Below are 16,463 nucleotides of genomic sequence, written 5' to 3' on the forward strand. Positions count from 1 at the left end.
ACCCACGAGGGCGATCCCGGCGCGGCGGCGGCGTCGCCGCCGAACGCCAACGGGCCGCCGGCGAGGGGGTCGTCCGCGGCGCCGGCGCGGAGCATCCCGATTCCCGTCGCGTTGCCGTCCATGTCGGCCGTGTAGCCGCCGAGCCAGAACCTCACGTCAGCCCCCTGACCGTCACACCAGATCGTGGCGCACGATGACGCCGTCGCGGGCCGGCCCCACGCCGATCACCGAGACGCGCGTGCCGCTCATCGCCTCGAGCGCGAGCACGTAGTCCTGCGCGGCCTGCGGCAGGTCTTCGAAAACACGCACGCCCGAGATGTCCTCCTGCCACCCGGGCAGCAGTTCGTAGACGGGCACCGAGTGGTGGAAGTCGGTTTGGTTCACGGGCACCTCGTCGAAGCGCTCGCCGTCGACGTCGTACGCGACGCACACCGGGATCTCGTCGAGCCCGGTGAGGATGTCGAGCTTGGTGAGCACGAGGTCGGTGATGCCGTTGATCCGCGTCGCGTACCGAGTGATGGGCGCGTCGTACCATCCCACCCGGCGCGCGCGACCGGTCGTGGTGCCGAACTCGAAGCCGCGCTTGCGCAGCCACTCGCCCTGCTCGTCGTGCAGCTCGGTGGGGAACGGCCCCGAGCCGACGCGCGTCGTGTAGGCCTTCACGATGCCCACGATGCGGTCGAGGCGGTTCGGGCCCACGCCCGAGCCGGTCGACGCGCCGCCGGCCGTCGCCGACGACGACGTCACGAAAGGATAGGTGCCGTGGTCGATGTCGAGCATCGTCGCCTGGCCGCCCTCGAACACGACGACGTCGCCCGCGTCGAGAGCGTCGTTGAGCAGCAGCGACGTGTCGGCGACGAGCGGGCGCAGCCGGTCGGTGTACGCGAGCAGCTCGTCGACGACCTCGTCGCACGTGATGGCGCGGCGATTGTACACCTTCAGCAGCAGGTGGTTCTTCTGCTCGAGCGCGCCCTCGACCTTCTGCCGCAGGATCTTCTCGTCGAAGAGGTCTTGCACGCGGATGCCGACGCGGTTGATCTTGTCGGCGTACGTCGGCCCGATGCCGCGCCCGGTGGTGCCGATCATGCGCTTTCCGAGGAAGCGCTCGGTCACCTTGTCGAGCGTGCGGTGGTAGTGCGTGATGATGTGCGCGTTGGCGCTGACCCGCAGCCGCGAGGTGTCGATGCCGCGCGAGTTCAACGCCTCGATCTCGGCGAACAGCACCTCGAGGTCGACGACCACGCCGTTGCCAATGACGGCGTTCACGCCCGGGGAGAGGATGCCGCTGGGCAACAGGTGCAGGGCGTACTTCTCGTCGCCGATGACGACGGTGTGGCCGGCGTTGTTGCCGCCGTTGAACTTCACGACCCAGTCGGTGCGGTCGCCGAGGAGGTCGGTGGCTTTGCCTTTGCCCTCATCCCCCCACTGCACGCCGACGATCACGATGCCTGGCATGGGCTGCTCCCTTTCGGTGGCGGAGGGGATTACACCCCATCCTATCGAGCCCTGCCCCGCGCCCCGCGCTGCGCGCTCGCCGCGCAGCGCGCCACCCGCGATCGCGTTTCCCGAAACATCCTGATCTCACGCAGTCAGGCCAATCCGCGACGAAGCATCCTGATCTGGCGAAATCACCTGATCTGGCGAAATCGGATGCGGCGGGCCGGGACGCGCCGGGTCAGGGCCGGAAGCGGATCGGATACCGGATCGGGCCGGTGTTGCCCGACACCGGCAGCCACTCGCCCGGGCCGTCGGGCTCGGCCAGCGGCATCCGCCGGGCCAGCAGCGGCAGCGCGACCGACATGTCGGTGCGGGCGACGAAGTGGCCGAGGCAGTGGTGGATGCCTCCGCCGAAACCGCTGTGCAGCGGCCGCTCGTCGTACGTGATGTCGAACGGCACGTGCTCGCCCATCGCGCGCGGGTCGGTGCCGACAGCGTGCGACATCACCTGCACGATGCCGCCGGCGGGCACTCGCAGCCCGTCGAGGTCGACATCCTCGATCGCCTCCCGCGTCACCCACGTGACGGTCGGGTTCACCCGCATGACCTCTTCCACGGCGCGGGCGCCGAGCTCGGGGCGCTCGCCGAGCAGCGCCCACTGGTCGGGGTGGGCGAGCAGCGTCTGCAGCGCGAGGCCGAGCTGGTTGCGCGTCGTCTCCATGCCCGCGAACGCGAGGAACACCAGCGCGACGCTGAGCTCGCGCCGCGACAGCGCAGGCTCGACCCCTGAGCCTGTCGACGGGTCGCCCTCCTCGTGCGCCTGGATCAGCGTCGTCACCAGGTCGTCGCGCGGGTGCGCCTGCCGGTCGGCGATGACCTCCTCGATGTAGCCGCTGAGTCCTTCCAGCGCCGCCTCGATGCGCGGCAGGTCGTCGCGCACCCGGATGCCGAACGACTTGCCGAGGTCGTCGGCCCAGTGCGCGACCTGCGGCCACTCGTCGTCGGGCAGGCCAAGCAGGAAGCACAGGATGCGGGATGCGTAGGGCTCGGCGAACTGCGAGACGAACTCGACGCGCCCCCAGCCGTCGGCTCCGGGAGCGGCGAACCCGTCGATGAGCTCGTTCGCGAGGGATTGGAAGCGCGGCCGCATGGCCTCGATCGTCTTGTTGCGAAACGCCGGCCCGAGCAGCCGCCGCAGGCGCAGGTGGTCTTGGCCCTCCAGGCTCAGCAGGGTCTCTTGCCACCACTGCCGCCACGGGCCGTCGTGGATGCCGTTCTGGTCGGGCCAGCGCGCATTGCCCTGGCGGAACCGCTTGTCCTTGAGCAGCGCCGTGCCCTGCTCGTACCGCAGAATCGCCCACCCGTAAGGGGTCTCGGCGTACCAGCTCTCGTCTTGCGCGGCATGCATCTCGTCGGAGGTCACGTCGAACGCGGTGTCGGCGAGATCGAGGAACGGGATGCTGCGCGCCATGCCGCGATCCTAAGGCCCGGCGCAGCGCAGGAGATGGGCCGAGCGCAGGATGCCTTGTGCCGCAGCCATCCTCCCCCCGGCCCATTCCCTGCGCTCGGCCCGGCGCAGCGCTCGGCGCCGGGCCGACCGGCATCCCCTCGTAGGATTGAACTCATGTCGAAGGTCCTCCAGTCCCTGCCTGTCGGCGAGCGCATCGGAATCGCGTTCTCAGGAGGGCTTGACACCTCCGTCGCGGTGGCGTGGATGCGCGACAAGGGCGCCGTGCCGTGCACGTACACCGGCGACCTCGGCCAGCCCGACGAGGACGACATCGCCGCGATCCCCGGCCGCGCCCTCGAGTACGGCGCCGAGCTGTCGCGCCTCGTGGACTGCAAGCGCGCCCTCGTCGAGGAGGGCTTCGGCGCGCTCGCGTGCGGCGCGTTCCACATCCGCTCCGCCGGCCGCACCTACTTCAACACGACGCCCATCGGCCGCGCCGTCACCGGCACGCTGCTCGTGCGCGCGATGAAGGAGGACGGCGTCGACATCTGGGGCGACGGGTCCACCTACAAGGGCAACGACATCGAGCGGTTCTACCGCTACGGCCTGCTCGCCAACCCTGCGCTGCGCATCTACAAGCCGTGGCTGGATGCCGAGTTCGTCACCGAGCTGGGCGGGCGCGCCGAGATGAGCGCGTGGCTCGTCGAGCACGGCTTCCCGTACCGCGACTCGGCCGAGAAGGCCTACTCGACAGACGCCAACATCTGGGGGGCGACGCACGAGGCCAAGACCCTCGAGCATCTGGATGTCTCGCTCGAGACCGTCGAGCCCATCATGGGCGTGCGCTTCTGGGATCCTGCGGTCCAGATCGAGACAGAGGATGTCTCGGTGTCGTTCGACCAGGGCCGGCCTGTCGCGCTGAACGGCGTCGAGTTCGCCGACCCGGTCGCCCTCGTGCTGGAGGCCAACGCGATCGGCGGCCGCCACGGCCTGGGCATGAGCGACCAGATCGAGAACCGCATCATCGAAGCCAAGTCGCGGGGCATCTACGAGGCCCCGGGGATGGCGCTGCTGTTCACCGCGTACGAGCGGCTGGCGAACGGCATCCTCAACGAGGACACCCTCGCCACCTACCACGAGCAGGGCCGCCGCCTCGGCCGACTCATGTACGAGGGCCGTTGGCTCGAGCCGCAGTCGCTCATGCTGCGCGAGTCGATCCAGAAGTGGGTGGGGTCGGCAATCACCGGCACGGTCACGCTGCGCCTGCGCCGCGGCGAGGACTACACGATCCTCGACACGGCCGGGCCCGGGCTGTCGTACGCGCCCGAGAAGCTGTCGATGGAGCGCGTCGGCGACGCCGCGTTCGGCCCGACCGACCGCATCGGCCAGCTCACGATGCGCAACCTCGACATCGCCGACTCGCGCGCGCGGCTCGAGCAGTACGCGGGGCTCGGGCTCATCGGCGGGGCGACCGGCGACCTGGTCGGGCGGCTGTCGCCGGGCGAGGCGGGCGAGATCACCGAGCACGCGTCGGGCTTCAGCGCCGAGCGCGAAGAGCTCGCCGAAGCAGTCGACGAGGCATCCGGCTCCGCCGCCTATGAGGACTTCGGCGCGGACTGAGCCTGTCGAAGTCTGAGCCTGTCGAAGTCTGAGCCTGTCGAAGTCTGAGCCTGTCGAAGTCTGAGCCTGTCGAAGTCCGAGCTCCTCGTGCGTCCTGCGAGCCGCCCGAATGTCGGAGAATCGCGCCAATGTCGGAGGATTCGCGCCGAATCCTCCGACATCCACCCGCCTCTCCGACGTTCGGGAGCCGAGGGCGCGGCTCAGGCCGCCCGGTCGACCTCCTCGCCCGCCTGGATGACGGTCTCCAGATTCTCGAGGAAGTGCGCGAAGTCCCACGCGTCGCCGCCGAGGACGAGCAGATCGGCGGCCTTGCCGGCCTCGATCGTGCCCACCTCGTCGTCGATGCGCAGCATTTCGGCCGCGCTCGAGGTCGCCGCGACGAGCGCCTCCTGCGCCGTCAGGCCGGTCTGCATCATCACGGAGAGCTCCCGGGGAGCCTGCCCGTGCGCGAACACCCCGCCGTCGGTGCCCATCGCGATCTTCACCCCCGCCCGATGCGCCTTGCCGATCGACTCGAGGTGCACGTCGACCACGGAGCGGGCCTTCGCCTCCATCTCGGGCCCCACCCGCATGCCGGCGTCGATGGCCTCGATGAGGGCGACCGGCGCCAGCAAAGTCGGCACGAGCCAGGCGCCCGTCTCGAGGAAGAGCTCGATGCACTCGTCGTCGATGAAGACGCCGTGCTCGATCGAGCGCACCCCGGCACGAAGCGCGTTCTTGATGCCGGCCGCGCCCTGGGCGTGCGCGAGCACGTCCTGGCCGGCGGCTGCGGCCTCCTCGACGCAGACCCGCAGCTCCTCGAGCGAGAACTGCGAGTGGCGCGGGTCGTCCCGGCTCGACATGACGCCGCCCGAGGAGCAGACCTTGATCGTGTCCGAGCCCGCGCGGATCACCTCGCGCACCCGCTTGCGCATGTTGTCCACGCCGTCGACGACCGTGTCGGGCCGTCCCGGGTGCGGCACCATGAGGCGCTGGTGGTCGCCGTGCACGTTCCACCCGTCGACATGCCCGCCGGTCTGGCTCAGCACCGTGACCGCGATCATCAGGCGAGGGCCTTCGACGAGACCCTGCTCCACTGCCGTCTTGACACCGAGGTCGATCCCGCCGGCGTCGCGCATCGTCGTCACCCCCGAGTCGAGAATCGTCTTCAGGTTGCGACCGGCCTCGAAGAACTGCAGTGAGAAGGGCTGCTGCTGGGTCTTCACAACGTCCATGCCGTTGAACAACGCGTGGGCGTGGCAGTCGATGAGGCCAGGGACGACCAGCTTGCCGCCGACATCCCGGATCTCGTCGCCATCGAGGGCGGCACCCACCTCGGCGATGCGGCCGTCTTCGATCGCGATGTCGGCGGTGAACGGAGCCCGGCCCGTGCCGTCGAAGACCTGCGCGCCGGCGAGCACGACGCGGGTCATCGCGCGAACTCCTCGACCGGCGTGAAGTCGGTGTCGTAGTTGAAGCGACGCGGCCCCGCCAGCTTCAGGCCGTCGGGCGTGCGCCAGCGGTCGTCGCAGGGCAGGCCGATCACCGCGACTCGGAAGCCGTAGCGGATCTCCTCGGCGGGGATGGGCTCGCCCGAGTCGAGCTCGAGCGTCATGATGAGATCGGGAGTGGTGGCGACGATCTCGCCGTCGCGCTCTGCGATCAAGTGCTCGTTCTGCGAGTGCAGGATCATGGCGCGGCCCTCGTCGGCGCCAACCCCGCTAATGGTCGACTGCCCGAAGGTCCAGCCGCCCTCGTTGCGCCGCTCAATATGCTCGATCTTGCCCTCGAAAAGCAGGATGCCGTTCTGGGTGTCGATCACCGCGCGCACCGCCGAGCGGTGCTCGGCGCGCGCTTGGCGGATTGCCTGGCCGAGCTTGACCGAGGCGCTCAGCACGCCGCGCACGAGCCAGGCCTTTGCCTGCGCGCCGGTCATGGGGTACAGCGCCATCGCGGTGTTCGCGCCACTCGCCACGGCAGCGGAGCGTGCGATGACCTCGGCCCATGAGTTCTCCTTGCAGACCATGAAGAGGTCGTTGCCGTGCTCGTCGACCATCATCATCGGCGTGCCCTTGCCGCCATAGAGGGTCGGCGTCACCATCTCGAGGTGCGGGAACGCACGGCCCATGCCGTCGGCGTCGATCACGGGGATGCGCGCGACCGCGGCGGTCGCGAACGGGGTGACGGCGTTCAGGCCTCCGGCCTCGGCCGGGCAGACGTAGTCGTACTTCACGCCCATGCGCTCCTCGAACAGCCGCAGCACACGGTCGTACTCCTCTGCCCGAGGGAGCTTCTCGACGAGCACACCGGGCGCGCCCATGCCGGCGATGAAGACGACATTCGCGTCGTCGGGCACCTCCTCGACGTCGACGAGGGGCACCGGGCCGAACCGGCGGATCGCGTCACGGGCCAACAGCGTGCCGATGTATGGGTCGCCACCGCCGCCGGAGCCGAACACGGTGGACCCGAAGGTGATGTCGTTGAGGGCCTCTTCGTCGATGAGTCGCATTGTTGTCAGCCTTTCGAGATCTGGGTGGGGTTGAACGGGCCGACGGCCTTGACGCGTGCGTGCACCGCGGTTCCGCCGGGAAGGTGGGTGAGGGGCACTTCCTCCGCCTCGATGATGCGCACGCGCTCGGGATCCGCGCCCGCCTCGACGGCACGCGCGACGGCGAGCTCCTTCGCCTCCTCGAGCACCTGCGCCCTGGTTTTCCCGTCGAGCGCGTAGACGCGGTCGACCTCGCCCCCCGCCTCAGCGAATGAGGCGCCGACGGCGTTCGCGACGCCGGCGTTCGCGGGGATCACAATCGAGTCGAGCCCCGGCACCGCCTTCAGCAGCGGCGCTCCGCCGCCCACCGCGATGACCGGCACGTCCGCCGAGCTGAGCTTCGCCTTCTCGATCGCCCGGGTCAGCATGTCGCGCACTCGATTCAGACCGGCCTCGACGAGGGCGGGGTCCAGGCCTTCGACCTGTGACGCGTCGCCGATGGGGTCGGCTCCTGCGGCCACCGCGAGGTCGGTGAAGGTCGTGACCGATCCTCCGAAGACGAGCGCCTCGGTGCCGATCCGGTAGCCGACGCTCTCGGGGCCGACGGCCACGCTCCCCTCCGGTCCGGCCCCTTCCTTCGATATGACGGTGCCGCCGCCCAGGGCGAGCGAGAGCACGTCGGGGATGCGGAAGTTGCTGCGCACGCCGGCGAGGCTCATCGCGATGGTCGACTCGCGAGGGAAGCCGTGCTGCAGCATGCCGATGTCGGACGTCGTGCCACCGACATCGACGACGACGCCGTCGTCGATGTCGGCGAGCAGCGCCGCACCGCGCATGGAGTTGGTGGGGCCCGAGGCGATCGTGAAGATCGGGAACAGTCGTGCGCGGTCGAGTGTCATCACGGTGCCGTCGTTCTGCGAGAGCAGGATCGGCGCAGCGATGCCGACACTCGACACGACTTGCTCGAGGCCATCGACGACCCGGGCTGCGAGATCGCGCAGCGCGGCGTTGAGGATCGTCGCGTTCTCGCGCTCGAGGATGCCGACGCGGCCAACCAGGGCCGAGCGGGTGACCGTCGCGCCCGGCAGCTCCTCCTCGAGGATCTGCGCGGCGCGGATCTCGGGGTCGGCGTTCACGGAAGAGAACACGGCGCTGAGTGCCACGTGCTTGATCCCCGCCGCGCGGATCTTGGCGGCCGTCTCGCGCACGCCGTCCTCGTCGAGTTCGCTCAGCAGGCGCCCGTCGAACTGCGAGCCGCCCCGCACGACGTGGAAGTCGTCGCCGATGATGTGCATCAGGTGCTGCGGCCAGTCGATCATCGGGAAGAGCGACTGCGGCGGAGTGGCCAGGCGCACCGCCGCCACTCGCGCCAGGCCCTTGCCCTGTGCGATCGCGTTGATGAAGTGCGTCGTGCCGATGAAGACGGATTCGACATCGGCCGGGTCGATTCCCACAAGCACTTCCGTGAGGGCTTTCAGGATGCCGGATGTCACGTCCTCGGTCGTGGTCGCCTTGGTGGCGGCGACGACATCGGCGCCCCTGAGGACGGCTGCGTCGGTATTGGTGCCCCCGACGTCGATGCCAATGCGCAGGCTCATTCAGTTTCTCCCTGTCTGGTTCTTGAGGTCCGGGTGGTTCTGGCTCTTCGTCAGTCTTTGCGGGTGCGATCGAGCGCGACCGCGAGGATCAACACGAGACCCGAGGCGGTGCCCTGCCAGAACGAGCTGACGCCCGCGGCGAAGAGCAGGCTGTTGAGCACGCCGAGAAACAGCACGCCGAAGAGCGTGCGGGTGGCGCTGCCGAAGCCGCCGGAGAACCTCGTGCCGCCTAGCAGCACGGCGGAAAGGGCGGTCATCTCCATGCCCGTGCCGGCGGTGGTCTGCGCAGAGCCCAGCGTGCCGACGGTGAGCAAGCCCGCGAGCGAGGCGGTGAAGGCGCTGATCACGAACGAGATGATGATGACACGCGCGACCGGGATGCCGGCGAGCCTCGCGGTCTCGGGACTCGCTCCCACGGCGTAGAGCGCGCGCCCGTAGGCGGTGCCGCGCAGCACGAGGGTCGCGACCACGAAGACGAGCACGGCGATGATCACCAGGTTCGGGATGATGCCGATGCGCCCGGTGGCGAGCGTCACGAGCCAGGGCACGTCGACGTTCTTGCTCTGCCCGTTCAGCAGCACCTGCACCTGGCTGCGCAGCAGCGCGAACAGGCCGAGGGTCACGATCAGGAACGAGATCTTGAGCTTGGTGATGATGACGCCCTGCGCGAGGCCGATCAGCGAGCCCGCGATCAGCGCCACCAGCAACGCCAGCAGCGGGGGAACGCCACCGGTCACGAACACGGCGAAGACCGCGCCCGACAGGCCGACCATCGAGCCGACCGTCAGGTCGGCGGCGCGGCCAATCACGACGAAGGTCTCGCCGATCGCCACGATCATCAGCAGCGAAGAGAAGGTGAGGATGTTGATGAAGCTCGTCACCGAGCGGAAGCTCGGGAAGAGGACGAGCCCGGCGATGATCAGCGCCAGCAGCGCGGCTGGCAGCATGATGTCGGTCGCGTGGCTGCGGAAGAACTGCCGGGGAGTGCGCGCCGTGGTGATGGTCTGGCTCACGAGGTGAAACCGTTTCGCTCGGTGTTGGTCTGGTGGTCGGTGTCGGAGTCCTCGACTCCGGAGGCGAGGGCGACGAGCCTCGGGTAGGGGGTGTCTGGGGGGATGTCGGCCACGACCCGGCCGTCGACCATGACGTAGAAGCGGTCGGCGATCTCCTGCAGCTCCTCGAACTCGGAGCTCACGGCGAGCACGCCGCCGCCACGGGCGGCGAAGTCGCGCATCAACTCGTGGATCGCCGCGCGGCCGGTGCGGTCGACGCCCTGGGTCGGCTCGTCGGCGACGAGCAGCGCAGGCTCGTTCATGAGCTCACGGGCGATGACGACCCGCTGCGCGTTGCCGCCGCTGAGCGCGGTGACCTCGACGCTGTGCGAAGGGGTCTTTATCCCGAAGCGGTCGATCGCCTGCTGGGTGGCCGACGGCCTCGGTGTGAACGGTGCGAGCGCGGCGAGGCTGCTGCGCACGACGTTGCCGATCTCGATGTTCTTCGCGACCGACAGGGGCGGGAACAGCCCCTCGTGCAGGCGGTCCTCGGGGATGTAGGCGATGTCGGCACGCCGCGCGGCGCGCGCGCTCCTCGGCAGCGGGCCGCCCCGATAGCGCACGCCCCTCGGGTCGCCGTCCACACCGGCGACGAGCTTGCACAGCCGCGAGCGGCCGCTTCCCGCCATGCCGACGATGCCGACGATCTCGCCGGAGCACACAGTGAGCCGGTCGATCTCCAACCCGGAGCGCGCGCGATCGGTCTCCACTGAGAGGATCTCCTCCTCGCCCTTCGAGACGTTCTCGGGGCGTTCTCGGGTCGAGACGGCGATGCCGCGGCCGGCCGCAAGCGAGTCCACGATCTCCTCGACGGAGACCTCGGTGACCGGGCTGTCGAGCTTCAGCTGCCCGTCGACCAGCACGGCCACGCGGTCGGCGAGGCGCACGATGTCGCGCAGCCGGTGGCTCACGATGACCACCGCACCGCCGCGCCCGGTCACCTCTCGGGTGATCTGCTCCACGAGCTCCACGCCGTGGTCGCCGAGCACGGCCGTGGGTTCGTCGAGCGCGAGCACCCTGGGGTTGGTGAGCATGCCGCGGGCGAGGCCGAGGATGGCGCGATCCGCCTTGCGCAGCTCTCCCGCGGGGGCGTCGGGGTCGATGTGCGGCAGCACCTCGCGCACTCGCTCTCGCGCGGCCTGCCGTTCCTCCCGCCCCGGCGCGAGGCCCGAGAGGCCACTGGCTCTGAGGATGAGGTTCTCCCACGCGGGGAGGGTGGGAGCCATGTGCGGCTCCTGCGGCACCAGGGTGACGCCGGCCGCGAGCGCGGCCGCCGGGCGGTCGAAGACGAGATCCTCTTCCGCCCCGACGACCGTGCCCTCCGTCGGCTTGCGCTGACCGGTCAACACGTTCAGGAGTGTCGTCTTGCCGGACCCGTTGGCTCCGACCACGGCGAGCACCTCGCCAGGGGCGATATCGACGGTGACGTCGTCGAGCGCCCGGTTGCCCGGGTACTCGACTGTCACTGCGCGAAGGCCGATCAAGCGCGCCATGGACTATCCCAGCGGGATCTCTGCGTACGTGATGAGATCCTCGGGCGCTTTCCAGTCGTCGACGTTGTCCTTTGTCACCATGCAGTCCTCCGCGGGGGGCGAGGGGATGCGCTCCGAGTCCTTGTACTCCTTCACGCCGTTGATCTGATCGGCGATAGCCTGACCGAGGCTCTTGCCGAGCTCCGCGGGCTGGATGTCGCAGGTTCCGAGGAGGTCGCCCGCCTTCACCGCGGCGATCGCGTCGGCGGTGCCGTTGCGGCTCGTGAAGAGCACGTCTGCTCCGGCCTGCTTCGCGGCGGCGATGGCGCCCATCGCCGAGTCGTCGTTGTAGACCCAGACGCCCTTGACGTCGGGGTTCTGCTGCAGGATGCCCTGCATGACCTCTTTGCCGCCGGCCGCGCCGTCGGTCAGGTTGCGTTGCTGCTCCACGTCGCCCACGATCGTCATGCCGGCCTCTTCGAGGGCCTTCGTGGCGCCAGCCTCCGCATTGAGCACGTTCTGGTTGGCGGGGCCGCCGAGGATGGCGACCTTGTCGCCCTTCTGCAGGTTCTCTGCGAGGTAGCTCGCCGAGACATAGCCCTGATCCTCGTCGTAGAGGGCGATGTAGGCGTTGACGTCGAAATCGGGCTTGCCGAAAGCGGCGAACACCGGGATACCCTGCCCCATGGCCTCCTCGACCTGCGGGCGGGACGCCGAGGCGTCGAGCAGGAAGTAGGCGATCGCATCGGGCTTCGCCGCGATGGCCCGGGTGAGTCCCTGCGCCTGCGCGCCAAGGTCGATGTTGCCGGTCGTGGTGTCGATCGCGAGAGAGCGGGTCATCTCGATGCCGTTCTCCGCGAGTGTCTGATTCATGCCCTGGGCGATAGCCGTGGCGGTCGGGTTCGCGTCCATCACGTCGGCGTACCAGACCGTCTTGGTGGCGTCGCCGCCGTCGTTGCTCGGGGCCTCTTCCGCTGTGCACGCACTGAGGGACAGCGCGGCGATCGCGCTCAGGGCGACCGCCGAGAGCCGTGTGGTTTTCTTCATCGGGGTTTCCTTCTGTTGTCGGGGTGATTCGGGGGTCAGAGAAGCGTCGAGCTGGGGGCCGAGCGATCGGCCCTCGAGATGATCAGCGGCCTGCCGGTCGCGCGAATCCGTAGCCGTCGGTTTGTCGCCTGGCTGATGTCGATCGCGTCGATGCTGGTGACCGCGGCTGTCACCGGATCCGCTCCCGCCGTGATCGCGAGCTCGACAACCTGCTGCTTGGCGCGGTGCAGTCGCTGCGCTTCGCGCTCGTCGCCTTCCGACACCATCCACGCCACGGCCCCTACGGGTGCGAGGGCGCAGCCGTATGCGGCGGCGACATCCGAGTGCCGCAGCGCATCCTCGCCGCGCGCCTGCGGGTCGAGGACGAGCCGCCGTGCCGATCCGGAGCCGAGGTCGTGCGGCACTCGGGACGAGCCGGCCCCGACGGGGAGCTCGACATTCAAGCGGACGCCGGCGACACGAGTCGGGGCCGAGGTCATGACGACGAAGCCCTCGCGCACGACGCCGGTGCGGTCGGGGCCGTTGCCCAGCACGACCGCGTCCGACGCATCCGCGAGCAGCGCCGCGCCGTAGACGTTCGAGGCGGCAACTCCCTCCAGCAGCAGGATCGGCGTCGACGCGGCAACCTCCGCGACGGCGAGCGTGCCGTCGTTTTGCACGAGGAAGACCTCGGCCTCGCTGCCGTGCCGCGCGATGGCCGCATCGATCTCGCTCAGCATCTTGGCGGCGAGCGGGGTGAGCGCGGCGTTCAGCGTGGCGGCGCTCTCGCGGTCGAGCAGCCCGAAGCCGGCGACCGAATGGCTCATGGTGATCGGCAGGTCGTCGCCGAGTACCCGCGCCGCGATCGCTGCGGCGCGGCGTTCGAACTCGGGGGCCAGCGGCGCGAACATGCTTGACACGGCGAGCGCATCGACCTCGCCTCGGCAGCGACCGAAGAAGCGCTCCGCCGCCTCCTCGTCGAACGGCACGAGCTCGCGGCCCCTGCCGTCGACCGCGCCCGCGACAGTCTCCGTCACGGGCGAGACGCGAGCGAGCAGCTGCTCGGGCCAGCTCGCGAGCACGGGCACGCCGTCGGTGACGGGGCCGCTGATCCGCAGCGTCGCGACCCTCGCGAGCGGGGCGCTCCCCTCGAGGGCGCCGCGCAGGCGATCCGTTGCGATCATGATCGCCCTGACGTTCGGCGGCGCGCCGCCGAGCGCAAGGTCGAGGTCGTCAGACAGCTCGCCCGAGCTCGCGACGACACGCGACTCGAGCACGTTGCCATCGGCCGTCACGAGGGCGAGCTGCAGCACCCCTCCACTGCAGGCGACGCCGAGGTGGAGTTCGGCGGAGGCGCCGCTCACAGCCGCGCCTGCATCGACTCGAACGGCACGAAATCGCTCGCATAGCCGAATGCCCGCGGGCCGACGATCTCGATCCCGCGCTCGGTGCGCCAGCGGGGGTGCGCGGGCAGCGCGATCACGGTGACCTGCTGGCCCAAGCCGAGCTGCTCAACGGTGAGCGGGATCCAGCTCTCGGCGTCGACCACCACGATGAGGTCGGGCACGGTCGCGAGGATCTCGCCGTCGCGGCTGACCAGGTGGAACTCGTTGCCGAAATCGATACGGGTGAGGTGCTCGGCACTGTCGAGCGTGACCGAGACGCGGGCGCCATCGGCATACGGCCGGGAAAGGCGCTCGATCACCGAGCCCGCGGCGATGCGCACCGCGCCGAGCTCGGCGAGCATCCGGTCGGCCTCGCCCGTCTCGCAGCCGGGCACCCGCAAGAACACGCGGCCGACTTCGAGGCAGCGAGTCAAGGTGCCGCCGAGGGCGCGCTCGCGGAGGTCTCCGCCATGCAACGGGAAGGCCGTGTATGCCGCGAGCGAGCCGAGCACGTCGACCAGGGGCCGCAGCAGGCGCTCGGCCGTGAACCCCGCTGAGGCCTGCACCTGGATGCTGCGGCCGAGCGTGTCGGCGAGCACCTGCACCTCGGGGTAGCTGCGGTCGAGCAGGAACGAGGTCATCTCGAGCGAGGGCACCCCGCGACCCGTGAAGTCGGCGTCGGCGCACGGCAGGCCGAGCTGTCCCGCGGCGATGAGCGGCACGAGGGCGTTCATCCCGCCCATCTCCACGGGCACCAGCGCAGCCGGAGCTCCCTGGCCCGCGGTTGACCGCTCGATCGCGGCATCCAGCATCGGCCGGCCGACGAGCGTCTCGCTGACGATGTGGGGCGCGCCCACGAGGGCGAGCAGGGCGACCGGGGCATCGCGTGCGATCTGGTCCACGGGGATGATCTCGACGGGTCCTCGCTCGCGGAGCACAGCGTCGAGCACACCCTCGGCGAGATAGGAGTCGCCACCTCCACCTGCGCCGAACACCGCGGCGCCCAGCGCCATGGGAGCGATGTCGTCGCGGGTGAACTGCACAGGCGTCCCTCGTCTCTTCGACTGCGGCATCCGCGGGTGCTGTCGGAAGGACCGCGCGTCGGGGGTACGACCAAGCCAAGAGGAACCACGGGATTTCTTCAGTGTGCACAGTGCCTATAGTTGCTCTCATCGAATAGTTATTGCGCACAATCGCCGAGGCTCCCATGCTCACCGTCACCACCATCGCTAGGGCGCTCTCCGAGGGGTCGGCGGAGCCGATGCTGCTCGGCGGCGCCGTCGCCCATGAGCGGGTGGTGTCCGGTGTCGGGATCGTCACGTCAACCTCGGCGGCCGGCCGTCAGCTCCCCAACGCGCTTGCCATCGTGCTGCCAGAAGTGGCCCGGCTCGGAGATGTCAGCCTCGACATCGTGCTGCGCCAGGCCGCCACGGCCAGGGTGAGCGGGGTCGTCGTCGAGGGCGGCAACGGCAGCAGGGCTCCCCTCTCAACGGCGCGGCTCTGCGAACGCTTCGGCATCGCGCTCTGGAGCTATCCGCTGCTCGACCCCGAGACTCTCCGCTCGCGCGTCGACGACCTTGTGCGCAACCCCGATCTCATCGGCGCCGGCGCGATCCGCGCGGTGTCGTCCGTGATGCGCCGCCCGGCGGCGGACCTCGCCGAGCTCGTGGCACGCGTGTCGCGCCATCTCGGCGCCGAGACCGCCCTCTTCGGGCCGGACGGGCGTGCCATCGCCGGGAAGCAGCTGGCCCCCGTGGCCGAGCTCGCCGATCAGATGGCGAGGCGCGCCACCGTGACGACCGACTTCGTGGTCCCGACCTCCGACGGCCAGCTGCTGCTCGCTGTGCCCGCGTTCCCGCTCGTCGTGGACGACCCGAAGTTCTGGCTCGGCGCCGTCGCCCCACGCCCGAGCGAGTTGAACACCAGCCACATCACGGTGGGGCTCAGGATCGGCGCACTCGCGCTGTCGGCCCATCTGAACCAGGCGTCACTCGACTACGAGCGCAGCCACGGAAGCTCGAGAGCGATGCTCGAGGAGATCCGGCACAGCGGCGCGCATCCGAGCTCGCTGCTCATCGAGCAGACGGCGGCCAACGGCTGGCAGCTGTTCGGATGGCATGTCGCGGTGCAGCTGCGTTTCGACAGCAAGATCTCAGACCTCCCGGAGCCTGCCGTCTCCTACTTCCTGGTGCAGGCACTCCGGCGCCAAGGCGTGCGCATGCCTCCGGTGATCGTCGGTCGCCGCGCCGAGCTCTGGCAGACGTGGAGCACGCGGCCGTCCGAGCCAGAGCTCGCCACGCTCGCCACCAGCATCGAGCGGGCGATGCGCGAGGTCGAACTGAGCTGCACAGGCGTGCGGCTCAAGGCCGGGATCGGCACCGCGCGGGACTCCCCGGCTGGCATCGGGGCGTCGCTCGCTGAGGCGCAGAGCGCACTGGCCTTCGCCGAAGGGGAGCAAGGCAGTGCCCTCGTCCGCCGCGCGGACCAGGTGACGGCCCACCGCCTGATCGAGCACTGGATACCGGAGAGCGCCACGAGGGAGGCGGTGCTCGAGAGCCTCGAGCCTGTGCGGCGGGCCGATGGCGGCGATGCGCTGATCCTCACGCTGCGCAGCTATCTCGACCTCGAGTCGAACGCCGCCGCGACGGCAGTGGCGCTCCGGGTGCATCGCAACACCGTGCTGCAGCGTCTGCACCGCATCCGCGAGCTGCTGCCGGTCGACCTCGACGACCCGAACTCGCGGCTCATGATCAGGCTCGCCCTTCGCCTGCACACGCACTGAGCGGCGGCAACGCCGGCCTGTCGAATCTGAATGCGCCCAGTTCACCCGTCACAAAGTGCGGGTGCGGGCCCAAGCACACCCACAACTTGTGACGGGCGAACTAAGGAGCGGGCACCGGGCGTGCGGAGGTGGCGCGTCGTGCCGCATCAGGAGATGGGATGCGGCGCAGCGCGC

General features: G+C 69.9%; 12 protein-coding genes. 2 read left to right on the forward strand and 10 right to left on the reverse strand.

Going from position 1 to position 16,463, the window contains the following annotated elements; all coding sequences use genetic code 11:
* Nucleotides 1-171: 171 nt before the first annotated feature.
* Together QM611_RS07860 and QM611_RS07865 are read right to left on the reverse strand one after the other, a co-directional pair.
* Entirely contained in the window at nt 172-1,455 is a 1,284-nt protein-coding gene (locus tag QM611_RS07860) for an adenylosuccinate synthase (RefSeq protein WP_415079356.1), read from the reverse strand.
* Between the two features lie 220 nt (nt 1,456-1,675).
* Complete coding sequence (locus QM611_RS07865; protein WP_415079357.1) at nt 1,676-2,908, reverse strand: cytochrome P450; 1,233 nt, start codon at nt 2,906-2,908, stop codon at nt 1,676-1,678.
* A 153-nt stretch (nt 2,909-3,061) separates the two neighbouring features.
* Here QM611_RS07865 and argG point away from each other — a divergent pair, with 153 nt between their 5' ends.
* Complete coding sequence (gene argG / locus QM611_RS07870) at nt 3,062-4,507, forward strand: argininosuccinate synthase (RefSeq protein ID WP_415079358.1); 1,446 nt, start codon at nt 3,062-3,064, stop codon at nt 4,505-4,507.
* 200 nt (nt 4,508-4,707) lie between these two features.
* On the opposite strand, the gene QM611_RS07875 is transcribed toward argG, so the two are convergent.
* Genes QM611_RS07875 through QM611_RS07910 form a run of 8 tightly spaced genes read right to left on the reverse strand, consistent with a single transcriptional unit; the run spans nt 4,708 to nt 14,550 of the window.
* Nucleotides 4,708-5,919, reverse strand: a complete 1,212-nt coding sequence (locus QM611_RS07875; protein ID WP_415079359.1) for an amidohydrolase family protein — start codon at nt 5,917-5,919, stop codon at nt 4,708-4,710.
* Nucleotides 5,916-6,995, reverse strand: coding sequence for a DUF917 domain-containing protein (locus QM611_RS07880; protein WP_415079360.1), 1,080 nt, complete (start codon nt 6,993-6,995; stop codon nt 5,916-5,918). Before QM611_RS07880 ends, QM611_RS07875 begins: the two co-directional genes overlap by 4 nt.
* Before the next feature lie 5 nt (nt 6,996-7,000).
* Nucleotides 7,001-8,572, reverse strand: coding sequence for a hydantoinase/oxoprolinase N-terminal domain-containing protein (locus QM611_RS07885; protein ID WP_415079361.1), 1,572 nt, complete (start codon nt 8,570-8,572; stop codon nt 7,001-7,003).
* A 50-nt stretch (nt 8,573-8,622) separates the two neighbouring features.
* On the reverse strand, nt 8,623-9,585 hold the full coding sequence (locus QM611_RS07890) for an ABC transporter permease (RefSeq protein ID WP_415079362.1): 963 nt from the start codon (nt 9,583-9,585) through the stop codon (nt 8,623-8,625).
* Nucleotides 9,582-11,117: an ATP-binding cassette domain-containing protein gene (locus QM611_RS07895; RefSeq protein WP_415079363.1), complete on the reverse strand. Its 1,536-nt coding sequence runs from the start codon at nt 11,115-11,117 to the stop codon at nt 9,582-9,584. Before QM611_RS07895 ends, QM611_RS07890 begins: the two co-directional genes overlap by 4 nt.
* A 3-nt stretch (nt 11,118-11,120) precedes the next feature.
* Nucleotides 11,121-12,143: a sugar ABC transporter substrate-binding protein gene (locus QM611_RS07900; RefSeq protein ID WP_415079364.1), complete on the reverse strand. Its 1,023-nt coding sequence runs from the start codon at nt 12,141-12,143 to the stop codon at nt 11,121-11,123.
* 35 nt (nt 12,144-12,178) lie between these two features.
* Nucleotides 12,179-13,486 (reverse strand): hydantoinase/oxoprolinase N-terminal domain-containing protein, encoded by a 1,308-nt coding sequence (locus QM611_RS07905; RefSeq protein ID WP_415079365.1) that lies wholly within the window; start codon nt 13,484-13,486, stop codon nt 12,179-12,181.
* Nucleotides 13,483-14,550 carry a DUF917 domain-containing protein gene (locus tag QM611_RS07910; protein ID WP_415079366.1) on the reverse strand — a complete coding sequence of 356 codons (1,068 nt, stop codon included), beginning with the start codon at nt 14,548-14,550 and terminating at the stop codon, nt 13,483-13,485. The genes QM611_RS07905 and QM611_RS07910 overlap by 4 nt, the downstream gene beginning before the upstream one ends.
* A gap of 164 nt (nt 14,551-14,714) precedes the next feature.
* Here QM611_RS07910 and QM611_RS07915 point away from each other — a divergent pair, with 164 nt between their 5' ends.
* A complete protein-coding gene (locus QM611_RS07915) occupies nt 14,715-16,289 on the forward strand; it encodes a PucR family transcriptional regulator (RefSeq protein WP_415079367.1) in 1,575 nt (524 codons plus the stop codon).
* Nucleotides 16,290-16,463: the final 174 nt, after the last annotated feature.

It is taken from the genome of Microbacterium sp., from assembly GCF_047606685.1.
Classification (GTDB): Bacteria; Actinomycetota; Actinomycetes; order Actinomycetales; family Microbacteriaceae; genus Microbacterium.

Coding starts and splice junctions, on each gene's coding strand:
- QM611_RS07860 (WP_415079356.1), bottom strand. CDS start 1,455: ATGCCAGGCATCGTGATCGTCGGCGTGCAGTGGGGGGATGAGGGCAAA.
- QM611_RS07865 (WP_415079357.1), bottom strand. CDS start 2,908: ATGGCGCGCAGCATCCCGTTCCTCGATCTCGCCGACACCGCGTTCGAC.
- argG (WP_415079358.1), top strand. CDS start 3,062: ATGTCGAAGGTCCTCCAGTCCCTGCCTGTCGGCGAGCGCATCGGAATC.
- QM611_RS07875 (WP_415079359.1), bottom strand. CDS start 5,919: ATGACCCGCGTCGTGCTCGCCGGCGCGCAGGTCTTCGACGGCACGGGC.
- QM611_RS07880 (WP_415079360.1), bottom strand. CDS start 6,995: ATGCGACTCATCGACGAAGAGGCCCTCAACGACATCACCTTCGGGTCC.
- QM611_RS07885 (WP_415079361.1), bottom strand. CDS start 8,572: ATGAGCCTGCGCATTGGCATCGACGTCGGGGGCACCAATACCGACGCA.
- QM611_RS07895 (WP_415079363.1), bottom strand. CDS start 11,117: ATGGCGCGCTTGATCGGCCTTCGCGCAGTGACAGTCGAGTACCCGGGC.
- QM611_RS07900 (WP_415079364.1), bottom strand. CDS start 12,143: ATGAAGAAAACCACACGGCTCTCGGCGGTCGCCCTGAGCGCGATCGCC.
- QM611_RS07915 (WP_415079367.1), top strand. CDS start 14,715: ATGCTCACCGTCACCACCATCGCTAGGGCGCTCTCCGAGGGGTCGGCG.